This is a genomic window from Pedobacter sp. PACM 27299 (assembly GCF_001412655.1).
Taxonomy (GTDB): Bacteria; Bacteroidota; Bacteroidia; order Sphingobacteriales; family Sphingobacteriaceae; genus Pedobacter.
In genome coordinates, this window is record NZ_CP012996.1 from 3,918,034 (window position 1) to 3,942,361 (window position 24,328).

At 39.9% G+C, this 24,328-nt stretch carries 31 protein-coding genes; 18 read left to right on the forward strand and 13 right to left on the reverse strand.

Going from position 1 to position 24,328, the window contains the following annotated elements; all coding sequences use genetic code 11:
• Positions 1–639: 639 nt before the first annotated feature.
• Positions 640–927 carry a hypothetical protein gene (locus AQ505_RS16345; RefSeq protein ID WP_062549162.1) on the reverse strand — a complete coding sequence of 96 codons (288 nt, stop codon included), beginning with the start codon at positions 925–927 and terminating at the stop codon, positions 640–642.
• Positions 928–1,007: 80 nt separating this feature from the next.
• On the opposite strand from AQ505_RS16345, the gene AQ505_RS16350 reads away from it, so the two are divergent.
• The 3 genes from AQ505_RS16350 (at position 1,008) to AQ505_RS16360 (ending at position 4,323) form a co-directional block, all read left to right on the forward strand.
• Positions 1,008–1,577 carry a Crp/Fnr family transcriptional regulator gene (locus AQ505_RS16350; RefSeq protein WP_062549163.1) on the forward strand — a complete coding sequence of 190 codons (570 nt, stop codon included), beginning with the start codon at positions 1,008–1,010 and terminating at the stop codon, positions 1,575–1,577.
• Between the two features lie 177 nt (positions 1,578–1,754).
• Entirely contained in the window at positions 1,755–2,168 is a 414-nt protein-coding gene (uraH, locus tag AQ505_RS16355) for a hydroxyisourate hydrolase (protein WP_062549164.1), read from the forward strand.
• Between the two features lie 214 nt (positions 2,169–2,382).
• Positions 2,383–4,323 (forward strand): oleate hydratase, encoded by a 1,941-nt coding sequence (locus AQ505_RS16360; RefSeq protein WP_062549165.1) that lies wholly within the window; start codon positions 2,383–2,385, stop codon positions 4,321–4,323.
• 64 nt (positions 4,324–4,387) lie between these two features.
• On the opposite strand, the gene AQ505_RS26430 is transcribed toward AQ505_RS16360, so the two are convergent.
• Genes AQ505_RS26430 through AQ505_RS16370 form a run of 3 tightly spaced genes read right to left on the reverse strand, consistent with a single transcriptional unit; the run spans position 4,388 to position 5,328 of the window.
• Positions 4,388–4,528 (reverse strand): hypothetical protein, encoded by a 141-nt coding sequence (locus tag AQ505_RS26430; RefSeq protein WP_157262429.1) that lies wholly within the window; start codon positions 4,526–4,528, stop codon positions 4,388–4,390.
• Entirely contained in the window at positions 4,529–4,810 is a 282-nt protein-coding gene (locus AQ505_RS16365) for an SDR family NAD(P)-dependent oxidoreductase (protein ID WP_082461587.1), read from the reverse strand.
• 11 nt (positions 4,811–4,821) lie between these two features.
• The gene (locus AQ505_RS16370) at positions 4,822–5,328 is read right to left on the reverse strand and encodes a pyridoxamine 5'-phosphate oxidase family protein (protein WP_062549167.1); all 507 of its coding nucleotides are present in this window, start codon (positions 5,326–5,328) and stop codon (positions 4,822–4,824) included.
• A 233-nt stretch (positions 5,329–5,561) separates the two neighbouring features.
• Between AQ505_RS16370 and AQ505_RS16375 the strand changes: the two genes are divergently transcribed.
• Positions 5,562–6,821: an ATP-binding protein gene (locus tag AQ505_RS16375; RefSeq protein WP_062549168.1), complete on the forward strand. Its 1,260-nt coding sequence runs from the start codon at positions 5,562–5,564 to the stop codon at positions 6,819–6,821.
• Between the two features lie 289 nt (positions 6,822–7,110).
• Entirely contained in the window at positions 7,111–7,998 is an 888-nt protein-coding gene (locus AQ505_RS16380; protein ID WP_062549169.1) for a heparin lyase I family protein, read from the forward strand.
• An 87-nt stretch (positions 7,999–8,085) separates the two neighbouring features.
• Here the strand turns inward: AQ505_RS16380 and AQ505_RS16385 are convergent, their stop codons facing one another.
• Genes AQ505_RS16385 through AQ505_RS16405 form a run of 5 tightly spaced genes read right to left on the reverse strand, consistent with a single transcriptional unit; the run spans position 8,086 to position 11,646 of the window.
• Positions 8,086–9,828, reverse strand: coding sequence for an NRDE family protein (locus tag AQ505_RS16385; protein ID WP_062549170.1), 1,743 nt, complete (start codon positions 9,826–9,828; stop codon positions 8,086–8,088).
• Positions 9,816–10,316 carry a hypothetical protein gene (locus tag AQ505_RS16390; RefSeq protein ID WP_062549171.1) on the reverse strand — a complete coding sequence of 167 codons (501 nt, stop codon included), beginning with the start codon at positions 10,314–10,316 and terminating at the stop codon, positions 9,816–9,818. The genes AQ505_RS16385 and AQ505_RS16390 overlap by 13 nt, the downstream gene beginning before the upstream one ends.
• A gap of 5 nt (positions 10,317–10,321) precedes the next feature.
• Positions 10,322–10,714, reverse strand: a complete 393-nt coding sequence (locus AQ505_RS16395) for a DoxX family protein (protein WP_062549172.1) — start codon at positions 10,712–10,714, stop codon at positions 10,322–10,324.
• A gap of 11 nt (positions 10,715–10,725) precedes the next feature.
• Positions 10,726–11,169 carry a YHS domain-containing (seleno)protein gene (locus tag AQ505_RS16400; protein ID WP_062549173.1) on the reverse strand — a complete coding sequence of 148 codons (444 nt, stop codon included), beginning with the start codon at positions 11,167–11,169 and terminating at the stop codon, positions 10,726–10,728.
• Positions 11,170–11,184: 15 nt separating this feature from the next.
• The gene (locus AQ505_RS16405) at positions 11,185–11,646 is read right to left on the reverse strand and encodes a YHS domain-containing (seleno)protein (RefSeq protein ID WP_062549174.1); all 462 of its coding nucleotides are present in this window, start codon (positions 11,644–11,646) and stop codon (positions 11,185–11,187) included.
• Between the two features lie 207 nt (positions 11,647–11,853).
• Here AQ505_RS16405 and AQ505_RS16410 point away from each other — a divergent pair, with 207 nt between their 5' ends.
• From AQ505_RS16410 to AQ505_RS16465, 12 genes are all read left to right on the forward strand, one after another.
• The gene (locus tag AQ505_RS16410) at positions 11,854–12,453 is read left to right on the forward strand and encodes a sigma-70 family RNA polymerase sigma factor (protein ID WP_062549175.1); all 600 of its coding nucleotides are present in this window, start codon (positions 11,854–11,856) and stop codon (positions 12,451–12,453) included.
• 12 nt (positions 12,454–12,465) lie between these two features.
• The gene (locus AQ505_RS16415; protein ID WP_062549176.1) at positions 12,466–12,741 is read left to right on the forward strand and encodes a hypothetical protein; all 276 of its coding nucleotides are present in this window, start codon (positions 12,466–12,468) and stop codon (positions 12,739–12,741) included.
• 88 nt (positions 12,742–12,829) lie between these two features.
• The gene (moaA, locus tag AQ505_RS16420) at positions 12,830–13,810 is read left to right on the forward strand and encodes a GTP 3',8-cyclase MoaA (RefSeq protein WP_062549177.1); all 981 of its coding nucleotides are present in this window, start codon (positions 12,830–12,832) and stop codon (positions 13,808–13,810) included.
• Positions 13,811–13,823: 13 nt separating this feature from the next.
• Complete coding sequence (locus tag AQ505_RS16425; RefSeq protein ID WP_062549178.1) at positions 13,824–15,005, forward strand: molybdopterin molybdotransferase MoeA; 1,182 nt, start codon at positions 13,824–13,826, stop codon at positions 15,003–15,005.
• Between the two features lie 2 nt (positions 15,006–15,007).
• Positions 15,008–15,748, forward strand: coding sequence for a sulfite exporter TauE/SafE family protein (locus tag AQ505_RS16430; protein ID WP_062549179.1), 741 nt, complete (start codon positions 15,008–15,010; stop codon positions 15,746–15,748).
• Position 15,749: 1 nt separating this feature from the next.
• Entirely contained in the window at positions 15,750–16,250 is a 501-nt protein-coding gene (locus AQ505_RS16435; protein ID WP_062551070.1) for a hypothetical protein, read from the forward strand.
• A complete protein-coding gene (locus AQ505_RS16440) occupies positions 16,243–16,485 on the forward strand; it encodes a MoaD/ThiS family protein (protein WP_231634903.1) in 243 nt (80 codons plus the stop codon). Before AQ505_RS16435 ends, AQ505_RS16440 begins: the two co-directional genes overlap by 8 nt.
• 1 nt (position 16,486) lies before the next feature.
• On the forward strand, positions 16,487–17,602 hold the full coding sequence (locus tag AQ505_RS16445; protein ID WP_231634904.1) for a ThiF family adenylyltransferase: 1,116 nt from the start codon (positions 16,487–16,489) through the stop codon (positions 17,600–17,602).
• Positions 17,599–18,042, forward strand: a complete 444-nt coding sequence (locus tag AQ505_RS16450) for a molybdenum cofactor biosynthesis protein MoaE (RefSeq protein WP_082461588.1) — start codon at positions 17,599–17,601, stop codon at positions 18,040–18,042. Before AQ505_RS16445 ends, AQ505_RS16450 begins: the two co-directional genes overlap by 4 nt.
• Positions 18,043–18,132: 90 nt before the next feature.
• The gene (gene moaCB / locus AQ505_RS16455) at positions 18,133–18,951 is read left to right on the forward strand and encodes a bifunctional molybdenum cofactor biosynthesis protein MoaC/MoaB (protein ID WP_231634905.1); all 819 of its coding nucleotides are present in this window, start codon (positions 18,133–18,135) and stop codon (positions 18,949–18,951) included.
• Between the two features lie 140 nt (positions 18,952–19,091).
• A complete protein-coding gene (locus AQ505_RS16460) occupies positions 19,092–19,808 on the forward strand; it encodes a cytochrome b/b6 domain-containing protein (protein WP_062549181.1) in 717 nt (238 codons plus the stop codon).
• Positions 19,792–20,583 carry a molybdopterin-dependent oxidoreductase gene (locus tag AQ505_RS16465; protein WP_062549182.1) on the forward strand — a complete coding sequence of 264 codons (792 nt, stop codon included), beginning with the start codon at positions 19,792–19,794 and terminating at the stop codon, positions 20,581–20,583. Before AQ505_RS16460 ends, AQ505_RS16465 begins: the two co-directional genes overlap by 17 nt.
• Before the next feature lie 2 nt (positions 20,584–20,585).
• Here AQ505_RS16465 and msrA read toward each other — a convergent pair whose 3' ends face one another.
• Both msrA and msrB read right to left on the reverse strand, forming a co-directional pair.
• Positions 20,586–21,245, reverse strand: a complete 660-nt coding sequence (msrA, locus tag AQ505_RS16470) for a peptide-methionine (S)-S-oxide reductase MsrA (RefSeq protein ID WP_062549183.1) — start codon at positions 21,243–21,245, stop codon at positions 20,586–20,588.
• Positions 21,246–21,254: 9 nt separating this feature from the next.
• Entirely contained in the window at positions 21,255–21,767 is a 513-nt protein-coding gene (msrB, locus tag AQ505_RS16475; protein ID WP_082461589.1) for a peptide-methionine (R)-S-oxide reductase MsrB, read from the reverse strand.
• Between the two features lie 259 nt (positions 21,768–22,026).
• Between msrB and AQ505_RS16480 the strand changes: the two genes are divergently transcribed.
• On the forward strand, positions 22,027–22,605 hold the full coding sequence (locus tag AQ505_RS16480) for a fasciclin domain-containing protein (RefSeq protein ID WP_062549184.1): 579 nt from the start codon (positions 22,027–22,029) through the stop codon (positions 22,603–22,605).
• A 132-nt stretch (positions 22,606–22,737) separates the two neighbouring features.
• Here AQ505_RS16480 and AQ505_RS16485 read toward each other — a convergent pair whose 3' ends face one another.
• Positions 22,738–23,334: an RNA polymerase sigma factor gene (locus AQ505_RS16485; RefSeq protein WP_062549185.1), complete on the reverse strand. Its 597-nt coding sequence runs from the start codon at positions 23,332–23,334 to the stop codon at positions 22,738–22,740.
• Positions 23,335–23,544: 210 nt separating this feature from the next.
• A complete protein-coding gene (locus AQ505_RS16490; protein ID WP_082461590.1) occupies positions 23,545–24,327 on the reverse strand; it encodes a ThuA domain-containing protein in 783 nt (260 codons plus the stop codon).
• Between the last annotated feature and the right edge of the window lies 1 nt (position 24,328).

Genomic DNA, 24,328 nt, shown 5'->3' on the forward strand with positions numbered 1-24,328 from the left:
ATTTCAAACCCAAAAAATCTAAAATAAGAGGTCGATCATCAATTCAAATTCTTGAAAGCAGGCGTTAAAAACGAAATCAGCCCTACAAGAAAAACAATGAACCCAAAAATTACAAACACGATATTAATTCCAATATTATCGACCAGGAAACCGGCACAAATCAATGCTCATATCGTTGGCAAAACATCCAAACTAAAGTACATCGAAAATACGCGACCAAGAAGAGCTAGCTTTACTGTTTCCTGAACCGCTGTAAATCCCGAATTATATAGGGATGCCGATACCCCTCCAAGTGTTGTTAACAACGCAAATAATATAAAATACTGAGGTGTTAACCAACCAGACAAAAAAAAGGAAATTCATATTAAAACATGTGCAAGACTAAAAAGATAAACCTTACGGATACCTGGCTTCCACATACTTAACAAAGCAGCTCCAAACAAAGCACCCTAACCCCAGGCTGTTTCAATAATACCCATTTCTAGCTTACCTCCTTTAAAATGTTTAATGGTAATTAAAGGCAGCAACACCGATATTGGCATGATACAAAACCCTGAAATGGCGCTATAAAGAATTAAAAGCGAAAGCCCCCTTATTGCTGATAACTTCGCGATAAGCAGTTTTCATAGCTTGCCAAACTTAAAATATACTTGACCTGTTTTTTTTCTTGTTCGAAGAAGGGATGGAAATGAAAAGCAAAGAAAAAATGGCAATCATAGCGCCCGCAATATCTAGCAACAGAACATTTCTAATCGATGATAACCCAATAGCTAAAGCACCAATCGCAGGATCGGCTAGGTTAGAAAACGATTTAATAATTTGGTTGATTCCAGCAATACGTAATAATTCTGATTTAGGTGCTAATAATGGAATTGTGGCTTGCAATGCAGGAATATGAAATGCAGAACCTATAGAGCGTAATCCCAATATGTTTTAATAGACACTTCAGTCCCTTTAAATATCATAATCACTAGATTAATACCTACCTTACTGCTTTATATGCCCCTATGTTTAAACAATTAGAGGATTACATCAAACAGTCAGGAGAAATAGATGAGAAAACCTTAGCATTTATTTTTAGTAAATTCAAGCTGATCAAAACAAGAAGAAATCAATTACTCCTTGATTACCATGAAGTATGCAAGAACCATTATTTTGTAAACCAAGGCTGTATCAGAGTTTTCACAATAAATAAAACTGGTTTGGAAACCACACGTTTTTTTGCTTTTGAGGGTTGCTTTGGAACCGCCCTGCCAAGTTTAATTGATCAGCTACCAGCATTTGAATATTTACAAACCATTGAAAAATCTGAATTATTAACCATCACAAGAGCAGATTTTTATTCTTTAGTAGATCAGATCCCACAATTTGCTAATGTATACCGCCATATATTGGAGTTGGGTTTTATTACTGCCCAAAAAAGAATTTATGGTTTTCAAGGCTTTGATGCAAAGGAAAAAGTAAACTGGGTCAACAACCATTACCCAAAATTTCTTTCAAGAATATCTAATAAAATGGCAGCTTCTTACCTTGGCCTGTCTCCCTCAACATTAAGTCGAATAAAACATAAACTTTGAAAACGTTGACCTAGGTCAACGTTTTCAAAAAGCCACTGCAATATCTTTGTATCAGCTGATACAAAGATATTGCAGCCCAGAAAATGATGATCTATTTGCGAAGGCTGCACCGCTTTTATAAGTTAACCTAATCGCAAAACAACTGATCAAATCACCAATAAATTCAATATGATGAAGATGTCCTTAAAAAAAATCATTTTAGCGCTTATTTTAGGTTTGGCAACTAGTTTCGCCCAGGCACAGCTACCAACATACCAGTTATCAAGTCATATCCTGGATGTATCTACAGGCCTTCCAGCACCCGGTGTACCTGTAAAACTTGAAAAACTTAATGAGCAAAATAAAGTTTGGACATTAATCGACCAAAAGAGTACTGATGAAAACGGAAGGATCATAGATTTTCTGAACCAAAACAAATCTGAAATAGGAATATTCAAGCTTACTTTTCTTGTTGCTGATTACTTTAAGCAAAGAAACACACCATCATTTTACCCTTTTATCGAAGTTGTATTTGAAATTAAGGACAATAAGCATTATCATGTTCCCATCACATTATCTCCTTACGGCTATTCAACCTATAGAGGCAACTAGAAGATAAGCAGATTGGCTCGTTTATAGTATTTAGTCAACTGTATTTTATGAAAATTCGCAGGTGTGATCAACATCATTATTTATCCTGATTCGCATCAAGTTAACTTGTCTTTTCTTGTAGATCTTTATATCAAAAATAAAAGCTAAAAAAACCACAACGCTTAGGGGTTGATCATTTATAGCTTTTATTTGTCATAAATTAAAATACTACCTGATGAAAAACATTACCTCGAAATTCGACAAAGTTTTAAGCGCTTCCAGTGATTATGGAAAGGTGAATCATGAACCCGATTCCAGCAAAGAGCAGCAACGCAATACTCCTGAAAAGTCCATGCCGTTTTCAGACCAGATTGGAAATTATCAGCGCAATATAGGGATCCCTACTAAATCATATAAGGACAGTAAAGTGTACATTATCGGCAGTGGTATCGCCGGTATGGCTACCGCTTATTACCTTATTCGTGACGGGCAGGTACCGGCCAAAAACATCCAGTTTTTAGAGCAATTGCTCATCGATGGAGGATCACTGGATGGTGCAGGGAATGCCAAGGATGGCTATATCATCAGAGGTGGTCGTGAAATGGACATGACCTACGAAAATCTTTGGGACATATTCCAGGACATTCCTGCCCTTGAATTGCCGGCACCATATACTGTTTTAGATGAATATCGATTGATCAACGACAACGATTCAAATTACTCTAAAGCGCGTCTGATTCACAATCAGGGAGAAATAAAAGATTTTAGTAAATTCGGTTTGAACAAAAAAGATCAGTTTGCCATCATGAAACTCTTGCTGAAGAAAAAAGAAGAGCTGGACGATCTGACCATTGAAGATTATTTCAGTGAAACTTTCTTAAGCAGTGATTTCTGGACGTACTGGCGTACCATGTTTGCCTTTGAAAACTGGCACAGCTTACTGGAATTAAAACTTTACATGCACCGTTTCTTACATGCTATTGATGGATTGCACGATTTTTCTTCTTTAGTATTCCCGAAATACAATCAATACGACACTTTCGTCACGCCCTTACGTAATTTTCTAAAGGAAAAAGGGGTGAATATTCAGCTCAATACGCTGATCAAAGACCTGGATATCCACATCAATACTGAAGGAAAAGTGGTGGAAGGAATCATTACGGAGCAAAATGGTAAAGAAGTTAAGATCCCTGTCGGCAAGGACGATTATGTGATGGTAACGACTGGTTCAATGACCGAAGATACTTTCTATGGTGATAACAAAAATGCCCCTGTTATTGGCATCGACAATAACACCAGTGGAAAGAGCGCCGGTTGGATGCTCTGGAAAAACCTAGCTGCTAAATCAGCTGTATTTGGTAAACCTGAGAAATTCTGCAGCAATATCGAAAAATCAGCATGGGAATCAGTGACATTAACCTGCAGGCCTTCTGCATTGGTTGAAAAACTAAAGCAATACTGTGTAAATGATCCTTATTCCGGAAAAACAGCTACCGGAGGAATTGTGACCATTACAGATTCCAACTGGCTAATGAGTTTCACCTGTAACAGGCAACCGCACTTCCCAGAACAGCCAGATGATATTCTGGTACTTTGGGTGTATGCCTTATTCATGGATAAAGAAGGTAATTATATCAAAAAAACAATGCCTGAATGTACTGGAGATGAAATCCTTGCAGAACTATGTTACCATACTGGCATCATTGATCAGTTGGATAATGTGGTAGAAAACACCATCGTTCGTACTGCTTTCATGCCCTATATCACCTCTATGTTTATGCCAAGAGCCAAGGGTGATCGTCCGAGAGTTGTCCCTGAAGGATGCAAAAACCTGGGGTTGATCGGACAGTTTGTGGAAACCAATAATGATGTGGTATTTACTATGGAAAGTTCAGTAAGAACTGCAAGAATCGCAGTTTATGAACTATTAAACCTGAATAAGCAAGTTCCTGATATTAATCCTTTACAATACGATATCCGCCATTTACTAAAAGCGGCAAAAACATTGAATGACAATAAACCATTTTTAGGAGAAGGTATTTTACGGAAAGTCTTGAAAGGAACTTATTATGAGCATGTTTTACCGGGAGTTCCAGAAAAAGAAGAAGAACATGAGTCTTTTATAACTGACCAGATCAGCAGATTTAAAGATTGGATAAAAGGATTAAAAGAATAAAAAAAAGCTGATAGATGAGCAGCAAAAGAAAGCCCCTCTTAATAATTTCAGAGGGGCTTTCTTTTTATAGTCCTGCAGGCGAAAAAGTTCTTTTCAGTACATTCATATAATTCTCATCAGAACCGCCATTTCGAATATCGATAAGTGGCTGAAAATCTTCTCCAATCACATAGCGCAGCTGATCTGCTTTAAAAACAGCCTCCATCTACGCCAGATAATCGGTAAGCGTATGGTCAGCAGCAAAATTCGATTTTGTAGTTTGTTCGAAATTGGTACTTATATTCCCGGGTTCGATAATTTTAACTTTGATATTTTGAGCAGCCAATTCAAAGGAAAGTGATTCACAAAATCCTTCTAAAGCAAATTTTGAAGCCGCATAAATAGAAACCAGAGGCACAGTATCCCTCCCTACCCCAGAGGTAACACTAATAATATTTCCACTTTTCTGCTTGCGGAAATAGGGCAATATAGCTCGTGTCAATTCCATTAATTTAGTGTCTATATATTTAGGTGGCCTTCACGGCCAATATCAAGCTTTTGACCGGAAACTGCGCTTGCCGCAACTTTTAAAAAGGTCACTAATTTATTTGATTTATTATCCCAGTAATGCCCTTCTGAAGGGCTTACTTTTAAAATTCTAATGCGTGGATCTTCTTTTCCTTTTTCAAACCAGCCCTCTATCATCTTATTCCAGTACTTGTCTATCCTGGATTTATCCTGAGATACTGTTGCAATTCCGTTAATACTAAGAAAATTGTAATTGCTAATATCCGAGTATAAAACACTGATATGACTGCTTTCTTGCAGGTTTTTATAAGTTTCACTTTCAGAAGAAAAGAGGAACCATAAATTCCCTTCCTCATCTACTTCCTGCCTACTCATAGGCACAGCATGAAGGTTAGCAACATCAGAAGTATTGGTGCACATCATTCCAATATCAATCTTATCAACCAGCGTTTTTAGCTTATCTATTGCCTCAGCACGATCTAAATTTTCTGTACTCATAAATGTTATTTTTAAAAATATTTTCTAAAATGCCAAGTGTCTTTTCCTGCGACACCTGGAACAATTATGATAAATAACAAATGCACGAAATATATGTTTCATAGTTGAAATCACCTAAGGTTCCCGGAAAGTTAAATAAGCTCACAGGTATGAAAACAAAATGACGCTTTGAAGGTTATCAGCAGGTAGACTTATAAAAAAGTAATTTATGAGTATACCCTAACGCATCCTCTATGAAATACCTATTGATCATCCTCTTGTTTTCTTTGTCCGCATGCGCCCAAAAGCCTCAACCGCTTTCTGCAGCTGACACGGCTCATCACCAGATCGTTGAACTCAATCGAAACGGTGCCGAACACCATGCTTCTGGTCATAAAGCGAAAGCGTTGGAATACCACAACAAGGCCCTCCAACTTGCAAAAAAACATGGCCTTCATGAAGATCAGATCCGCTCCCTGATCGGCATTGCGAACGTATTAAAAACCGACAATGCCGATGAGAGTATTGTCCATCTAAAAAGGGCGCTGGAATTAGCCAAAGCGATCAAGCATCAGCAACTTACATCGGAGATCCTTCATAGCTTATCAGAAATCTACCGTCAGCAAGCCGATTATAAGCAATCATTGGATGCGCTGGAAGAGCACCACCAGATTGCCGATAAATTGCTGCAAAATGAAAAAGATCAAAAGCTGGCCTTGGTAGAAAAAACATATCAGCGAAATGCAATTCTCATTGCTGCTATTGCCATTTTTATCATTATGGCTTTACTATTCTATTATTTAAGAAAAACACGACAACTAAATACACGCTTACGTACCGCCAACCAAATCAAGGACAAATTATTTACCATTATTGGCCATGATTTGCGCAATCCTATCGGGGGCATCACCAATGTATTGGCTATGATGGAAAACGATGACCTGACTCCAGATGAACAGCGGCACATGATCAGTCAGATGCGCCAACAAGGTGATGTCTCATTAGAGATATTGAACTCCTTGTTGAGTTGGGGCCAGGCTCAGCTCAATGGAATTACCATTAACCCCCGGGAGTTCGACCCTACCGCATTCATTGTCAACAACGTTACCGCGCTACAAGGAAAGGCAGCTGAAAAAGGATTGAACATTCAAAATCACGTTCTACCCGGTTTCAAAATCAAAGCCGATCAGGATCACTTCGATTTCATTATCCGCAACCTGCTTTCCAACGCTATAAAATTCAGCAGGGAAGGCGGCAGAATTGAGATCAATGTAAAACAAGAAAGCAATCGGACCCTCTTTTCGGTAAAAGATGAGGGGATTGGCATCAGCGATGCCCAGCAAAAAGTCTTTTTATCTCAACAAATGGACATCGCTTATGGCACCAAAGGGGAAAAAGGCACAGGCATAGGTCTTATGCTCATCAAAGAATTTCAACGGGCAGGTGCTGGAGCCATCTGGCTGGAAAGTAAAGAAAATGAAGGAACTACAGTATATTTCAGTTATCCGAAATAACCACCATCACTTACATAACAGGCTATAGTATTTTCTTAAGTTACCAGAAGAATCACCAGTCTTTATGAGGATCATTACAATTTCTTAGTCCATTTGATACTGCAGTCGAATCCTATCGCTGCAATTAAACAGGAATAATGCTGTTTACGCTGAGTAAAATACTCATAAGGTTAATTAAATAAATTTCAATATTGACCAATATTTTAAATTAAATCATAAAATTTATATTGTGCAATTGGCCGATTCACAAACTAACCATTTGTAAACCAAAATTTTAAACTTATTCCTAATGAAAGTTAAATACCTAAGCTTATTGCTGACAGGACTTATTTTTAGTTCTTGTAAAAGTGGTCTTCAAGATTCCGAAAACCCAGAATCCCTGCTCTCACCCAATAAAACCAATTCTGATATTTCCGTCTTAGCAGTTGGTGTGACTCTAAATGCTGATGGCCCGGGAAATACCTACAGTTTACTGAACAGCGTTCTGGGCGGAACCGCCTATGAAGTACCTGATTGCGGACATGCGCAGGACCACATTAGCGAAGTGTTTGATTCCGGACTCAACACTAATGTATTTGTATTTTCCGCACACGTTGAATTGGACGATGACAGATGTGAAGCCACCGATCGTCAACGCACGGAAATTAAAACTTATGGCCCCTCCTCAGCAAACCTTAAAGCCACTAACGGCGAAACCATTACTTATCGCTGGAAATTTAAGATAGATGCTGGTTTCCAGGCTTCTTCCAGCTTTACCCACCTACACCAGATCAAGGCTGGCGACGGTGATGCCGGATCTCCACTCATCACCATTACACCACGCTATGGGGCTAATAACACGGATAAAATGGAGTTGATTCACATCAACTCCTCCGGTACAACGACTAAAGTTAAGACGGTTAACCTGGCACCTTTCAAAGGCAATTGGGTGGAAGTTGTAGAAACCATTAAGTTTGGTTCATCCGGAACCTATAGCATCACCATCAATAAAGTAAGTGATGGTACAAATTTGATGTCTTATAGCAATTCCAATATGGATTTATGGAGAACAGGAACTACTTTTTGCCGGCCAAAATGGGGAATTTACCGCAGTCTGAATAATTCTTCTCAATTGAGGGATGAAGAAGTTCGTTTTGCAAATTTTTGCATAGCAGAAGGAAACGCGACTTGTCCATAGTTTTGTTATAGAAATACAAAAGCATTCAAAGAGTTCGCGCGCTCTTTGAATGCTTTTACAACCCATTTCCTGTAGCTAAAGTCTTCATCAGGCCATCATTTTTAGATGGGCCTGATGCGCTTTGATCATGCGAAAGCCCTCTACATTCCCCATCAGTACTAATTCCTTCCTTCTGGCATTCAACAGACTGATCTGATACAGCAATTTCCAATGTCTGATGATCTCCTTCCAGGCAAAAAAAACAGAATGCACCGGATCATACATGTGTGTAGGTTCGCTGGCTGCCCCATTAATTTCAATCACCATAAAATGTTTACCTGCATAAAGATCTTCCCAGCTTTTGAATTTAATATCCAGTCTTCCATAATAAAATTCCGGGATGCGCTGACAAAGCTGATCAATCACAGTCTGCAGTTTTTCATTGATCCTAAAGCTTTGGTCAACAAATTTCGCTCCTCTATTGTGACTGCCATATGGCACCAGCTCCAGGCTTACCCCATAAGGAAGCACTTGGTTCAATTCCTTTCCATACACTTTTTTTAAGGCCTCCAACTGCAAATAAGAACGATCCTCCTTCTTTAAAAGCATTTCAATAGTAGATTTCCCATCTCCCTTCACCTTAAGAAATTCCTTACTCACTATACCAGACAGCTGGCCTTTGCGTTCTCCTGGAATCCGGTAATAAAATATACCTGCCTCCAGTTTATAATCGATGTACTCCTGAAGTAAAAAGTCTACCTGATTTACCGCCAAATAACTCTTGAGCTGCTGATCATTTTCAAGCAGCTTCACCTTTACGCCTCTTTCTCCAATATCAGGCTTTGCAATTAAGGGGAAATTCATTCCTTTCCATTCCAATTTCTTTTTTAGCATCCCCATTTCATGTTCTGCCTTGAAAAGCAAGGTTTTTGGATAAAATTCCCCTGGCATCAACGCATAAATACTGCTTTTTTTCCCCATGGCAAAACCTGAGTTCAGGATCATTGGATTAGCTGCACTAAAGAAAAAAAACGACCGTGCTTTCAGGCTCAACCAACACCAATACCACATCACCGGAGCATATACCAGCTGAAATGGCCAGTACTCCCAGTTAAATGTCCGTATACTGGCTTTTCGAAACCAGGTCATCAACTTCCCATCTGCTGCTTTCCCTGAGGGCTGCAAGTCGAGATGAATCATCTTTGCTTTTCCTTTAATGATGGCAATATTGGTTATACTCCTGGTCATCATTTGGCCATTACGATTCATGACCAGATCCTGTTCTGGATTTCCTGTTCCAGCAAAGCGATGGAAGTCCAGAATATCTTTCAGGCGATATCTCCGTTGATTCGCCTGCCAATCGGAAAACCATTGTGCTCGCTGCAACACTGTATCTTCTTCATAAAGAGTTGCTGAAGACCAGATGTGTGCAGTGGAGCTGGACAATTCCTGCTGATATTTCTGCGTTCCAGTCCAGCGGCACTCATAAAGCCGCCCCGCTACATACAGGATCAGGGTAAAAGGCTCAATTTCCTGAAAATCACATCCTTGAAAATAGAGGACAGGAAATTCCTGACTCAGTATTTCCAGCAAGGTGATCCCCCGGCTTTGCCGATAAGAAGGTCTGGGGAAATGTTTTACAAAAGCCCCATTGAGCAGTACCGCTGCATCAGCATTGCTTTTAAATGCCATCCAGGTTCCACCTTTCTCCCGATCTTTAGGAAATGTCAATACGGTTCCATTTACGGTATATGATTTTGGAGCTAAAGCCTCGGCCCGCGTCATCTTTTCATCCCTGTTGGAAGTCAAATAAGCTCCGTTTTTAACCGGCAAAAAAGTTACTGTGCACATGATTGTTTGTATTTTATGGTGGAAACAGCCAGTCCGAAATATTCGGGCAATTGTATCAGGGATATCTTTGCGACAGCAATGCGCATTAAAGCCATATGATGTATGGTATGCTCCAGGTTATAAATCAATTCTCTATGGTAACTGCTGGGGACGGTAAAACTAGTTTCAGCAACTAAAGCATAGCTACCCGAGAGCTCCAGCTGCCGATCTGGCTTGTCTAATGAAAGCATAATTTCCTCCAGTTTGAGCAACGCAAAATCTTTATTAGACTCGATGACATTGTCTCTCTTACGCAGGTCATAATTCACATTTCCACTGGAATAGCCCCGGTTTAGCTCCAGGTAAAATTCTATCACATGGCGTATATGATCTCCTATCGAGGAATTAGACATCATCCCGATCTTTTCAGTATACTGCTGATCGGTTAGGAGCTCCAGCATATTTTTCATTTGAATAAATAAGCTGGAGATAGGTTTTCTTAAATACATGGCTTTTATTTTTTAATTAAACTGAGGAGTTGTCTGCGATTGCCTACCGTCAGGATCAGACAGCAGGCAAACACCAATAGTGCCATTCCAAACAGCTTTCCTTGGTCGTTCTGCACTACAATGCCTAAATTGGTCAGGTGAAAAAATATTGCGCCAGCCATAAGTCCCAGCCCCATTAATGCACCAAAAACCTTGGTTTTGGGCAGGAGTATCAGCACTGAAGCGATGAATTCCAGGACACCGGTACCAATTCTGCCCCAGGGTTCCATGCCGAGTCGGGAAAAAATATAAATAGATTCTGCTGCTCCACTAAACTTAAAAAATAACGTTTGCAGCATAATTACTGCCGCGATTCCACGCAGGATCCAACCTCCAATATGTTTTTGTTGATCAGTCATGGGTTTCAGGATTAAGGTTTGTTTTTAATTTCGATCCAATTGATATCGGCTTTTTCAATGAAGTTTTTTTGGTCCTTAGCCCACAACTCCTTTACTTTTCCATTATAATTGAAGTAAAGCTTGTCGGCGACAATTGTCCAGGTTTCTGCCTGAGTAGGCGCTTTGTGCCCATCAGCTGTACCATAGGCACAATAACCTCCATATTGCGGGGCATAGTGTTCCGGATCTGCGATAAAATCTTTCTTGTTTTCCGGATTAGCAAACAACCAACGGGCTTCTTTCCAGGTATAAGAAAGGCTATCCAATCCTTTTACCGGTGTTGAAGTTTTAAAAAATGCAACCGGATCATAGCCTTTAATCGCTTTTCCTCCTGGTGCAAATATTTCTGATTTTTGTGCGTAAGTACTGCCTGTGGTAAACCATACCAACATCAAGGCACTGATTAGTAATTTCATAATTAATTGCTTTTTTTAGTTGAATTTGGACCAGTTCTGATCCGCTTTTTTCTTTAAACTTTGCTCTGATTTATTCCAGTCTTTCAGCGTATTGTTAAAAAACCTATTGTAGAACAAGTACAGCTGGCCATTCATAATTTTAAAAGTTTCAGGATCAATGGACACCTGCTCACCGTTTTCGCCCATGGCATACGCACACCATCCTCCATATTGAGGCTGGTATTTAGCAGGATTGGCTTTAAAGAGCTCCCTATTCGCCGAACTCGTGAATCGGTAAGAAGCGCCATCCTCGACTGCTGTCCATTGCTTTTTCCCTTCCATTGCCTTACCGGAATTGAAATAAGCTACAGGATCATATCCTTCAATAGCCAGTCCGGATTTATCCAGGTTAAATTGTTTTTTTGAATGGCCTGATTGTGCAAATCCAGCGTTGATCAACAAGGCAGACAGGAATAAATAAACTAATAATCGTTTCATAATTTCAAGTTCTTTCTCCCCTTTGTCGCAGTCAACCCAGGATCCTTACAAAAAAAGAATCTTTTTTTTATCTCTTTTAAATCGCTCAGAAATCCGGATTTAACCTGCTCATACCGCTGAATTTTATTTTGAAATTTCTTGTAAGGTTTACGACCAGCGATCGACTAAGCAGATATAATGTTATATTTATTTACCTAAGCCTGATATATGCAATCCAACGAGTTGGTATCGATGCCTGCCCCCAGCGAGGTCCTCAATCCCCGGAAATGGGCCAGTAATTACGCAGATTACCTTTATAGTTATGCCATTACCAGAATAAACGATCAGGAGCAGGCACGGGACCTGGTTCAGGAAACCTTTCTTGCGGCACTGGAAAGCCTATCGAGATTTGAGGGAAAGAGTACAGAAAAAACCTGGCTGACCGCCATACTAAAGAATAAAATCATAGACCTTTACCGAAAAAAATCAACTGGACTATCCTCGAAAACCGAAGTTTTAGAAGAAGAACAGGAGCAAAAAGACTTTTTTGACGAGAAAGATGGGCATTGGAACCAGGCACACCGACCGCAGGAATTCGCCTCCCCTATAGAAACCGATTTGCAGCATAAGGAATTTGAGCACATCCTCCAGGCCTGTATGAAAAAACTGCCCAATCTTTGGTATGCCGTATTCTCTATGAAACATTTAGAGGAAGAAAGTACAGAAATGATCTGCAGCTCCTTAAAAGTTACACCAGCCAATTTCTGGGTCATTATACATCGCTCCAAGCTCAATCTAAGAGCATGTCTGCAAAAACACTGGATCTAAACCCTATTCACCATGAACAGATTAACAAAAGTACTTTACAATTGTAGGCAAGCCACCTTTCTCATTGAAAAGAAGCAGCTCAGCGTACTCAGTGCCAAAGAAAAGGTAGAACTTAATTTACACCTGACGGGCTGCAGCATCTGCAGGATATTTCAGCGACAAAGCATATTCATCAATAGCATGATCAAAAAGAGCATCCATTTGGAGACAGAAAATCAGGCAGGGCTAGATGATGACTTTAAAACCGCTTTACAAGAGAAAATTGACCATCAGCTCAACCAGAATTAAATCCTGTTTTTTGGTGAACAGCCAGCGCTAAATAATTAATAAATATTGCGGGTATTATGAGTAAATTACAGATACTAACCTATTATATATGATCACAGATTCATTTGGAAGGACGCATGATTACTTACGCATATCATTAACAGACAATTGCAATTTCCGTTGTTTCTATTGTATGCCCAATGAAAACTACGATTTTAGCCCTGCTGCTCAATTAATGCAAACAGAGGAAGTCCTCCAGCTGGCCAGGCTATTTGTAGCGGAAGGGGTAAGAAAAATCAGACTTACAGGAGGCGAACCATTGGTGCGTAAAGATGTTGCTGAAATTATCTCTGAATTGGGAAAATTACCTATCGAACTTACCATCACAACCAATGGCACCCGGATTCAGGAATTGCTCCCGGTGATCCTGTCTGCAAACATTAGCCACATCAACATTAGCCTGGATACTTTACAACCTGAAAAATTCAAGACCATCACCCGTCGGGATGCTTTTCATCAGGTGAAAAGCAATATTGAACTCTTACTTAGACACCAAATTAGCGTAAAAATCAATATGGTGGTGATGAAAGGGTTGAACGATAATGAGATTCTTGACTTTATTGAATGGACAAAACACAGCCCTATCCAGGTTCGGTTTATCGAGTTTATGCCCTTTAGTGGCAATCAATGGACGAGCAATAAAATGTGTTCACTTCAGGAGATTCTGGACACGATCGCTCAAAAATACAGCTATAAGCATGTGGAAACCAGTCCACATGATACCGCAAAAAATTACACCATTCCAGCACATCAAGGCTCATTTGCCATCATCAGCACAATGACCGCTCCTTTTTGCAGTACCTGCAACCGGATGCGTTTAACAGCCGATGGGAAGTTGAAAAACTGCTTGTTTTCTAAAACTGAAACAGATCTTTTATCTGCTTTACGAGCTGGGGAAGACATTTTACCTTTAATAAAAGCCACTATTCAGGCAAAAGAAAAAGAACTTGGCGGACAGCTTCCTAAAAATTTCGAGACCCTGGATGCCGAAAGCATCATCAATAGAAGTATGATAAGTATTGGCGGATGATTAAAACCTGAATATGATTAACGTAACTGAAGCTCAAAATCTGATTGCCCTCAACATTGTAGCGCTCAATCCTTTAAAACTACCCATTCAGGACTGCTGCGGACTGGTGCTGGCAGAGGATATATTTGCCTCCTGCAGCATTCCTGCTTTCCGTCAATCTGCTATGGATGGCTATGCGATACGTTTTGAAGACCGGTCAATCCTATTACAGCTCATTGGGGAAATGGCTGCCGGTACAGCCCTGCCGCTGAAAATCAGCACAGGTCAGGCCACAAGAATATTTACAGGAGCTCCCCTTCCAGAGGGCGCAGATACGGTACTGATGCAGGAAAAAGCACTAATCAAGGGTGGAGGGATCGCTGTGCTTGATGATCAGCTGAAATCAGGAATTTATGTCCGCGAAATTGGCTCAGAAATAAAGGCAAATGCTTTAGCCATGAAAAAAGGGAATATAATTAGCCCTGCTGCTATTGGTTTTTTGGCAGCAATCGGTATAACCGAAGCTGCGGTTTACCCCATGCCTAAAGTTTCAGTAGTGATTACTGGACAAGAATTTGGTGTCCCTGGTAAAGCCCTCGAATTTGGTCAGGTTTATGAAGCTAATTCCTATACTTTAAAAGCAGCTTTAGCGCAGGCAGGTATTTTCAATGTACAAATTCTGCAGGCAGAAGATGATTTACAAGTTTTACAGGAAACGCTATCGAAAGCGCTTCAACATAGCGATGTCATCTTATTAACCGGAGGGGTAAGCGTTGGCGATTATGATTTCGTTAGCGAGGCTGCTGAAAAATGCGGGGTAAAACAGATTTTTCATAAAGTAAAGCAAAAACCAGGCAAGCCATTGTATTTCGGACAGCAGGCTGAAAAAAGTGTTTTTGGCCTTCCAGGCAACCCTTCCTCTGTACTCAGCTGTTTCTATAACTATGTGTTTTCTGCTTTGTTTAAAATGGCCAGAAAAGAAAGTCCGCTAAAAATGATCCAGGCAAAACTTTCGGAAGCCTACCATAAGCCCATCGGATTAACCCATTTCCTGAAAGGGTTTTATCAGGATGGCGTGGCAAAACCCTTAAATGCACAGGAATCTTTTCGCCTCAGCTCTTTTGCTCAGGCAAACTGCCTGATTTGCTTAAATGAAGCTCAGGAGGATTTCCAAAAGAATGAAATAGTTGATGTTTTACTATTACCCGAATCATAGCTATGCAGGCAGAAGTTTTATTGTTTTTTGGATTATTATTTATTGTTGCTTTTCTGTATTCATCTGTCGGCCATGGAGGAGCAAGTGGTTATCTGGCATTGATGGCCATCTTTGCCATCTCCCCAATCGTCATGAAACCAACGGCCTTACTACTCAATCTCTTCGTCTCCTCAGTTTCTTTCTTTCAATTCTACAGAGGCGGACATTTCAGGTGGAGGATCTTCTGGCCTTTTGCCGTCACTTCTATCCCACTCTCCTTTCTTGGTGGAACGATGAGCATAGACAATGTCCCGTATAAGAAAATCCTTGGCGTATTGTTGCTTTTTCCTATCATCCGTTTTTTCTTTTTTAAAAATACAGATCCCAAAGATTTAAAGGAGCGAAACTTCGCATTGTCTTTTCTCATTGGCGGGATCATCGGCTTACTTTCAGGGATGATTGGCATCGGTGGAGGCATCATTTTATCACCAATACTCCTACTATTAAAGTGGACAGACCAAAAGCAAACCGCAGCCATTAGTGCCGCTTTTATATTCGTTAATTCTGTTGCAGGTCTAGGCGGACAACTGATTAAAGGCATCACTTTTAACAGCGATATGATTGCTTATGTAGTTGTTGCCTTCATCGCTGGCTTACTTGGTGCTTATTTTGGCGCCTTAAAATTTCATCAAAATATCTTAAAAAACGTATTGGCATGTGTTCTTGCACTAGCCGCCTATAAATTACTTTTCAGCCATGCATAATATGAAATATTTACTCTGTATCATCCTTTTCCTGAACCTGACCGCAGCAGCACAGGTTCCGCTGCAATTTACCATTGCCGGTAAAGTGTCCAAGCCCGTAATTGTCAATATGGAATCGCTGAAAGCCTACAAAAGCATCTCGCTGGATAGCATGGTCATTTACAGCCATCTGCAGCAACGCAAAGGAAGCCTTAAAAACATTAAAGGAGTACTCCTGAAAGACCTCCTTTCTAAAGTCGACATTATAGCTGAATCGCCTAAAAAGCTCAGCGAATATTACATCGTGTGTACGGCCAGCGACAACTATAAAGTGGTTTATTCCTGGAATGAAATATTTAATTCAGAGACTGGAAACCACATCCTGGTACTGTCGGCATTTGAGACCAACCCTGCAAAAACCGAGAAAGGCGATATTGCGTTAATTACAACAAGCGATTTTGCCACCGGCAGAAGGTTTGTTAAGGGATTAACTAAAATCAGTATTCTTCAGATTAATGAATAACATGGAAATTGAGTTGATCACATTTGGAAAGATTGTCGATTTTTTACCGGCACAAAAAATAATGCTGGAAGATATTCCGGATACCGACGGGCTAAAGCTTTACCTGGAAAAAAGCTATCCGCAATTGAAGACGATGAAGTACAAACTGGCACTGGATCAGCAGATGGTACAAAGCAATGCCCAACTTAAAAATAACGCAAGGATCGCAATTATGCCTCCCTTTTCAGGCGGATAAAATGATGAACGAGGAACGATACCATAGACAACTGATTCTTAAAGGTTTTAAAAGAGAATCCCAGCAAAAGCTTTTACAGGCTAAGGTACTTGTTATTGGTGCCGGTGGTCTCGGCTGTGCTTCCCTAACTTATCTAGTCTCTGCTGGATTAGGCCGTATTGGTCTCGTGGATGGCGACACAGTGTCTTTAAGTAACCTGCACAGACAGCCTCTTTTTAGCACTGATGATATCGGCCTGCTGAAAGTTCAGGTAGCCCTGAGGCGCTTAAAGCAGATCAATCCGGAGATTACCATTGAGGCTTATCCTTTCTATATTTCACAAAGCAACATTTTAGCGCTGTTTGAGGAATATGATTTCATTCTGGATGGAACAGACAATTTTGAAAGTCGTTACCTGATTAATGATGCTGCTGCGATGCTGAATAAACCCTTGATTTTTGCAGCTGTTTCTGGGTATGAAGGACAACTGTCGATCTTTAATGTGGAGACTGAAGCAGGAAAGAAAACAAATTATCGTGACCTATTTCCAATTCAGCCTGGAGCTGGAGAAATTCCAGATTGTGCAGAAAACGGGGTATTAGGGGTTTTGCCTGGTATCATTGGAACGATGCAGGCAGCAGAAACGATCAAATTAATTACCGGAATAGGCATGCCCCTGATCAATAAAATATTACATTATAATTTGTTAAGTCAACAGTTCTATGAAATTTCGATCAGTCCTGGTAATCCTGCGGAATATGAAATTCCTGCCTATGCATCCGATTTTTTGGCAAGAGTCTATAATCAAGCGGAGAAAAAACAACATCAGGTCATAGAGATCGACCTACAACAGTTGAAAACCCTCAGTAAGCTACCTTCCACGATGCGCATTGATCTGAGAGAAAAAGAAGAATTGCCGACACTCGATCCTAATGACTATCTGCAGATTCCGGCATCTATTTTTGAAAAATTCATGAAGGAAGAAATCATGGAGAAAAACATTATCTTACTTTGCCAGCATGGAAAAAGAAGCTTTGCAATTGCCGGACAGCTCCTTGAAAAATATGGCTCATCAAAAAACATATACAGTCTGAAAGGCGGAATCCTCCGCTGGGAAAGCTTTTTTAGTCATGGATGATGGAAAGAAAAATCAAAAACATATTTGTTAAGGGTGCAATATCACCTGCATTTATTGCGGACAGCATCGCAAAGCACAGTACAAAAAAAGAAATAGGTGGACATAGTCTGTTTTTAGGTCAGGTAAGAAATGATGAGCTGGATGGGAAATTAGTTTCCGCCATCGAGTATACTGCTTATGAGGAACTCGCTTTGACACAAATGGAGGAAATAAGGTCGCAGATTTTTATAAAACACCCTTTGATTTGTATGCATGTTTACCAGTCTTTAGGCTTGGTGAAAACCGGGGAACTGTGCCTCTATGTCTTTACTTCATCAGCCCATAGAAAAGCTGCAATCGAGGCCTGTGAAGAAATCGTGGAACGCCTGAAACAGGAATTACCCATTTGGGGAAGAGAAATCTTTGAAGACGGAACTCAGCAATGGAAAGAAAATAAATAACATGGTCAACATTACAGGCAAATCCAATACCCTACGCATCGCAATCGCTACGGCGATAATCAGCGTATCAAAAAAGAAACCATTGAGGCTGTGCAACAGCGAAAAGTACCCAAAGGGGATGTATTTGAGTTTGCTAGAGCTGCTGGTTTATTGGGTGTCAAGAAAACCAGCGATGTCATTCCTGATTGCCACCCCCTCCCTATTGAATTCTGCGCCATCACGTATGAGATTCTAGGTTTAGCCATTATCATCAAGGTTGAGGTACACACCATTTACAAAACTGGTGTAGAAGTGGAGGCTATGCATGGAGCTTCTGTAGTTGCCTTAACCATATATGATATGTTGAAACCAATAGATGAAGTGATCGAAATTGAATCGATCAGGTTACTCAAAAAATCGGGCGGAAAAGCGGATATACAAGCACCGGAAAAGACCATTCAGGCTGCAGTTATCGTCTGCTCAGACACCATTTCAAGCGGGCTTGGGGTCGACAAATCGGGTAAAGCAATTGTCAGCAAACTAGCGTCTTTCGGTATTGAAACTACACATTATGAAGTCATTTCAGATGATTTTGAACGCATTCAGGAAAGCACAAAATTATTGGTAGAAAAAGTACAGTTACTCATTTTTACCGGAGGAACGGGTGTATCTCCAAGGGATATCACACCTGATGCAATATTACCACTGATCGAAAAAAGAATGAATGGAATTATGGAAACTGCGAGGCATTACGGCCAGGAACGTATGCCCTACGCAATGCTTTCCAGAGGGATTGCAGGAACCATCGGAAAGACACTCATTTTAACTTTACCAGGTTCTGAAAAAGGGGCTATAGAAACTATGGATGCCATTTTTCCAAACGTATTACACCTGTTCAAAGTAATGGAAGGAAATGCTCAGCATCCATAAATAATCACTCAAATACTGCTGGTGTTTTCCGGAATTTTAGGTATATTGTATATCAATAGTTTTACTAAACCTACTAAAAATCAATCTCTTAAATCCGAACCAAAGAAATTCACGTTAATAACTAGTATAAATATCTAGGGATGAAAGTTATCAAAGAAAAGCACGCCTTCCTGATGCGTTGGACACACTGGATAAATTTCCCGGTACTGATGATCATGATTTGGAGCGGATTATTTATTTATTGGGCAAATGATGCTTACGGCGTCTCTATTTTCGGTTTTACGCTGATCAAATTCTTTCCGGAGTGGTTTTACGACTACTTCCATATTCCCCAGCGTCTAGCTGAAGGCATGGCCTTTCATTTTTTGTTCATGTGGTTTTTTTTTATCAATGGATTGCTGTACCTCCTCTATACCATTTTTAGCGGTGCCTGGCGGGCGCTGCTTCCCAATAAACACTCCTTTAAGGAGGCCTGGCAAGTACTGCTTCACGATCTCCACATCAGGAAGATGATGCCACCACAAAAGAAATACAATGCGGCACAGCGAATTGCCTACTCCGCGATTATTTTGATGGGATTTGGTTCCGTCTTTACTGGCCTAGCGATCTATAAACCCGTTCAGTTTTACTGGATATGCTGGTTGTGCGGGGGCTATCATTTTGCTAGAATCTTACATTTCGCATTAACGATTGGTTATGTGCTTTTTTTTATGATTCATATTGTTCAGGTGATGATGGCGGGCTGGAATAATTTCCGTTCCGTCATTTCTGGATTTGAAGTTATTGAAGAAGCCAGTCAAGACCAAGCTGAACCAATTACACTTAAAAAATCAGAAAGCGATGAAAGCACCAAATAAAAAGAAAAGCAAATTACCGCTTACTGTAGATCAAAAAATAAAACGCAGGAACTTCATTTCTTTCGGCACCTTCATTGTATTAGGAGCTGGTGCCTTTACAGGTTGGAACTGGCTACTCAATGCCCCAGAGGAAACCCCAGGAATCACTGGAGGCGCCCGGGCGCCACTAAGAAGGGCATTAAACAAAACTGAACTTTTCTTTCGAAACTTCTTCAGCAACAACCATCTGGTAAAAACCTATCCAAAATCAAAGGCAGCAAGCCAGGTTAGAGTCAATAGCCTGATAGGAATTGAAGACGATACAAATTTTGACATCAAAAACTGGCAACTTTCCGTAAAAAGGAAAAATCAGGCCGATTTAAAGATTAGTCTTGATGAGATCAAAGCCTTACCTAAGACAGAGCTCATTTTTGATTTTAAATGCGTGGAGGGCTGGGATCAGATACAGCATTGGGCAGGGGTAAAACTAAGTGATTTCCTACTGCATTTTAAGCTGGATGAACAGGCAAAAAGTCAATATATGGGTTTAGAAACACCTAATGGAGCATATTATGTGGGTTTGGAGATGGATAGTGTATTACATCCTCAAACTTTACTCGCCTATGAAATGAATGATCTACCGCTAACGGCAGATCATGGAGCTCCACTACGACTACTGGTTCCGGTGAAATATGGAATTAAAAATCTCAAAAGAATAGGCACCATGTCTTTCAGCGATAGCAGACCTCGCGACTATTGGGCAGAACAAGGCTATGACTATTATTCTGGTCTTTAATATCAGTTGTTCTTAAATTCCGGCTTGAGGTAGGCGGTTCTATTCTCCCTTAACTTCATCACTTTTGGCATAGATACATTTTGAATGTAAGCTTCTTCAGGGTGCAATCTGAAATAGTCCTGATGGTATTTTTCTGCAGGATACAACACTTTAAAAGGAAGTACCTGAGTAACAATCGGTTTTGCATAATGGTGACTGGCATTTACTTTCGCAATCACAGTTTTCAATATCTTTTGCTCCTCAGGAGTTCTGTAAAAGGCCACAGAGCGATAGTCTTCTCCCTCATCCGGTCCCTGGCGATTTAATGTGGTTGGATCATGCGCATAAAAAAAAGATTCTGCCAAATCTGTATAGCTCACCACTTTAGGGTCATAATACACCTCTACTGATTCCGCATGTCCGGTATTATCTGAACAAACCTGTTCATAGGTCGGCCACTTGACATGACCACCAGAATATCCCGCAACAACACGGTTTACTCCTTTTAATTCACTAAGTCCTTCTGCCAAGCTCCAGAAGCAACCACCTGCAAAAGTAGCTAGCTGTTCATTTGATTTTGGAACAGGCAAGCTTGCAAATCCATTATCCTGTCCATTACTTTGTCCTTTGACACAAGCGCTCAAAAAGATAAGCCCAAGTATACATACCTTATATTTTTTCATGATGTAATACTATTTAACTGGAACAAACTTAAAAGCATAAGAATCCATGCAGTATCTTTTACCGGTTGGCTGTGGACCATCATCGAAAACATGTCCTAAATGTAAGCCTGTACTCGCCTCCACGACCTCATCTCTAACCATACCATCAGAGGAATCACTTACAATCCTAATCAATTTCTCATCAATAGGTTTAAAAAAACTTGGCCAACCGGTTCCAGATTCAAACTTAGTGTCTGAACTAAACAGTGGCTTGCCAGTTGCGGCACTCACATAAACTCCTTTTTGATGATTGTTCCAATATGGGTTTTTAAAAGGAGTTTCAGTTCCTTTATTGACCATGATCTCATAGGCTTCAGGCGATAAGATCTTTTTCCAATACTTAGCTGGCTTCGCGTCAGGGTAGATGCTTGTGTTTTCGGAAGGAAGCTCAGTTCCTTTTTTGTTTTGCGATGATGGGTTCTGACTGCAAGCATTCAATGCAAGCATCAAAAGCGGGATCATCAAAAGATTTAGCTTTTTCATGGGGCTATAGTCTCGCTGTGAATTAAATTTTTACCACTTTAATTAAGCTATAACAATTTTATAATGAGACAATTACAACACATACGCAGTAAACACAAAAATAGTTTTCAAAAAACACCTAATATGCGAAAATAGCTGGAATACAATTTCGATAGGAAGTATCACAAATGCATAAAATACTAAGCCCAAATAATTTATTTAACAAATAAAAAACCAAACCGCTATCTTCTAGCGTAAATGCTATCAAATAAACATAAACATGAAAAAAGTTTTCTTTACTGCAATTGTCTTAGTAGCTATCACATTTGCATCCAATACTTCAGTTCAGGCACAATCAAAAATGAGCATGTCTGGAAAAACTAAAATGGTTGGTGGCGCAGCGATGTACCCCACAAAAGATATCATTGATAATGCAGTGAACTCAAAAGATCATACCACTTTGGTTGCAGCAGTAAAAGCGGCAGGTTTAGTTGAAACACTGAAAGGTACAGGACCATTTACTGTGTTTGCGCCTACAAACGAAGCTTTCAATAAATTGCCTAAAGGAACAGTAACGACACTCCTTAAACCAGAAAATAAAGCAACATTGACCAAAATATTAACGTACCATGTAGTTTCAGGAAAAATGGATAGTAAAGCAATAGCTGCAGCCATCAAAAAGGGAAATGGAAAAGCAGAGCTTACTACTGTGGAAGGTGGAAAACTTTGGGCATCGATGAAAGGAAACAAACTTGTTTTGAAAGATGAAAAAGGTGGGATGAGTACAGTTACCATCGCAGATGTTGATCAAAAAAATGGGGTGATTCATGTGGTAGATACCGTATTAATGCCAAAATAATTTTTTCAATCCGGTTATTCGAATATGATCTTTGAAAGGTCAGTTCGAATTTACCTGGGAAAGCCTAACTATCGATTCTTCGAGGGTTAGGCTTTCTTGCAATTATAGCATTCCATAATGATCATTCCATTGTTATACTACAGCAAAGGATCTTCTCAAATTGATGATGGCTAGCCGAAGTCGGGTTTTGACAGTTCCTATTGGCAGCGACAATGTTTCCGCTGCTTCTGAATGTGTGAAGCCTTTGTAATAAATTAAGTCAATCACATCACGTTGCTTAGGCTGCAAGCTCATAATTAGTGTTTTCAAATCCATAACATCTGGGTTAATGCACCACTGATAATTTCGGTTGATTTGAATCGACCAATTCTCTAAAGCTTCTGAACCTCTAATTACACGCTCTCCGTTGTTTCTAAGCTGATCTATGGCCGTATTTCTTGCTGTTTTTGCAAGCCAGGTAAATAATCGTCCTTTTTCAGGATCATATTGCCTGATATTCCTGGTGATTTTTAAAAATGTTTCCTGTAAAACATCTTCAGATGGCTCTTGATATTTTACAATTCGAATAATGATTTCGAATAATGAGACGGCATAATGTTCATACAGTTTATTAAATGCAAACCTGTCACCAGATTTTAGTCCATCAACAAGTATGGTTTGATCCTTTCTTATAAGCTGAGCTTTAACTGGATCATTCAACAACAAAAGCGAAATTGTGGGAGGATTCATATAGGAATAGCTGATTAGGCAGTCGATTAATTTCTTTATCGTTTCAATATGTCAATATTTTTGTAGCGTGACCATATAACATTCTCCTCCAAAAAATGTTTTACACCACCTTCTTTTTTAATAAAGATAAAAAACTAATAAACAATAAGTTAACACACAAAAAGGATATATCAATCCAATCCATCCGTAAAGCACTTAATGGTCAAATGCCTACGGTTTCCCTTCAGTTGCTGCCCATAAAATTGCGTTTCCAAACATCAGCTTAAACTCTTTTGAGTTTAATAAATTGGCATGATGCCCAATTAAAAAATAAACATTGCGGGCCTTCATTTTTTGATTGATCCATATGACGGGATGATCTCCCATCTTGATGGTAGAAACGGGACTATAACTGCCTTCATCTACATTCGCCAAGACCTTTACCTGAGGTCTTGGATTTTTATCAAAAGTATACCATTCGTCGTCAGGTATACTGAAAAATGCTGGAAGTCCCTTCATCACAGGATGTTTCCGGTCTTCCACATGTACGATTCCTGAAGCACGTTCTGCAATATAATTTTTGAAGCGGATTCCGCCCATGAAATTTGAAAACCAGTTCCACATGGGATAGCCGTCAAATTCACCAAGCAACGTAGCGTGGTGAAAACCTACCCATCCTCCTCTTCCTTCCTCAATATACTTTTCAAATGCAGCCTTCGCCTCATCTGTCCAGGCATAGGGAGGATAATTTAGCTGAAGAAAAACCTTGTAATTAGATAAATAGACTTCGTTAATTTCATTAGTTTGATGAATTACGGTGACTTCCAAGTTTTGTTTTTCCGCAAAATTATGGAGCCAGTTCAATGCGGCAGCCACAAAACCTTCATGTCCACCACCACGTTCAGTTAAAACCAATATCTTAAATTTAGGAGGCTTAGAAATTGCGGCAGCATCTGGTGCAAAAATGACTAGGCTGAATAAGATCAATAATTGAATTGTTTTAAATTTCATCATT

Bases quoted from the DNA above. Each gene is read 5' to 3' on its own strand.
- AQ505_RS16350 (WP_062549163.1), top strand. From the start codon at position 1,008: ATGTTTAAACAATTAGAGGATTACATCAAACAGTCAGGAGAAATAGAT.
- uraH (WP_062549164.1), top strand. From the start codon at position 1,755: ATGTCCTTAAAAAAAATCATTTTAGCGCTTATTTTAGGTTTGGCAACT.
- AQ505_RS16360 (WP_062549165.1), top strand. From the start codon at position 2,383: ATGAAAAACATTACCTCGAAATTCGACAAAGTTTTAAGCGCTTCCAGT.
- AQ505_RS26430 (WP_157262429.1), bottom strand. From the start codon at position 4,528: ATGGAGGCTGTTTTTAAAGCAGATCAGCTGCGCTATGTGATTGGAGAA.
- AQ505_RS16365 (WP_082461587.1), bottom strand. From the start codon at position 4,810: ATGGAATTGACACGAGCTATATTGCCCTATTTCCGCAAGCAGAAAAGT.
- AQ505_RS16370 (WP_062549167.1), bottom strand. From the start codon at position 5,328: ATGAGTACAGAAAATTTAGATCGTGCTGAGGCAATAGATAAGCTAAAA.
- AQ505_RS16375 (WP_062549168.1), top strand. From the start codon at position 5,562: ATGAAATACCTATTGATCATCCTCTTGTTTTCTTTGTCCGCATGCGCC.
- AQ505_RS16380 (WP_062549169.1), top strand. From the start codon at position 7,111: ATGAAAGTTAAATACCTAAGCTTATTGCTGACAGGACTTATTTTTAGT.
- AQ505_RS16385 (WP_062549170.1), bottom strand. From the start codon at position 9,828: ATGTGCACAGTAACTTTTTTGCCGGTTAAAAACGGAGCTTATTTGACT.
- AQ505_RS16390 (WP_062549171.1), bottom strand. From the start codon at position 10,316: ATGTATTTAAGAAAACCTATCTCCAGCTTATTTATTCAAATGAAAAAT.
- AQ505_RS16395 (WP_062549172.1), bottom strand. From the start codon at position 10,714: ATGACTGATCAACAAAAACATATTGGAGGTTGGATCCTGCGTGGAATC.
- AQ505_RS16400 (WP_062549173.1), bottom strand. From the start codon at position 11,169: ATGAAATTACTAATCAGTGCCTTGATGTTGGTATGGTTTACCACAGGC.
- AQ505_RS16405 (WP_062549174.1), bottom strand. From the start codon at position 11,646: ATGAAACGATTATTAGTTTATTTATTCCTGTCTGCCTTGTTGATCAAC.
- AQ505_RS16410 (WP_062549175.1), top strand. From the start codon at position 11,854: ATGCAATCCAACGAGTTGGTATCGATGCCTGCCCCCAGCGAGGTCCTC.
- AQ505_RS16415 (WP_062549176.1), top strand. From the start codon at position 12,466: ATGAACAGATTAACAAAAGTACTTTACAATTGTAGGCAAGCCACCTTT.
- moaA (WP_062549177.1), top strand. From the start codon at position 12,830: ATGATCACAGATTCATTTGGAAGGACGCATGATTACTTACGCATATCA.
- AQ505_RS16425 (WP_062549178.1), top strand. From the start codon at position 13,824: ATGATTAACGTAACTGAAGCTCAAAATCTGATTGCCCTCAACATTGTA.
- AQ505_RS16430 (WP_062549179.1), top strand. From the start codon at position 15,008: ATGCAGGCAGAAGTTTTATTGTTTTTTGGATTATTATTTATTGTTGCT.
- AQ505_RS16435 (WP_062551070.1), top strand. From the start codon at position 15,750: ATGAAATATTTACTCTGTATCATCCTTTTCCTGAACCTGACCGCAGCA.
- AQ505_RS16440 (WP_231634903.1), top strand. From the start codon at position 16,243: ATGAATAACATGGAAATTGAGTTGATCACATTTGGAAAGATTGTCGAT.
- AQ505_RS16445 (WP_231634904.1), top strand. From the start codon at position 16,487: ATGATGAACGAGGAACGATACCATAGACAACTGATTCTTAAAGGTTTT.
- AQ505_RS16450 (WP_082461588.1), top strand. From the start codon at position 17,599: ATGATGGAAAGAAAAATCAAAAACATATTTGTTAAGGGTGCAATATCA.
- AQ505_RS16460 (WP_062549181.1), top strand. From the start codon at position 19,092: ATGAAAGTTATCAAAGAAAAGCACGCCTTCCTGATGCGTTGGACACAC.
- AQ505_RS16465 (WP_062549182.1), top strand. From the start codon at position 19,792: ATGAAAGCACCAAATAAAAAGAAAAGCAAATTACCGCTTACTGTAGAT.
- msrA (WP_062549183.1), bottom strand. From the start codon at position 21,245: ATGAAAAAATATAAGGTATGTATACTTGGGCTTATCTTTTTGAGCGCT.
- msrB (WP_082461589.1), bottom strand. From the start codon at position 21,767: ATGAAAAAGCTAAATCTTTTGATGATCCCGCTTTTGATGCTTGCATTG.
- AQ505_RS16480 (WP_062549184.1), top strand. From the start codon at position 22,027: ATGAAAAAAGTTTTCTTTACTGCAATTGTCTTAGTAGCTATCACATTT.
- AQ505_RS16485 (WP_062549185.1), bottom strand. From the start codon at position 23,334: ATGAATCCTCCCACAATTTCGCTTTTGTTGTTGAATGATCCAGTTAAA.
- AQ505_RS16490 (WP_082461590.1), bottom strand. From the start codon at position 24,327: ATGATGAAATTTAAAACAATTCAATTATTGATCTTATTCAGCCTAGTC.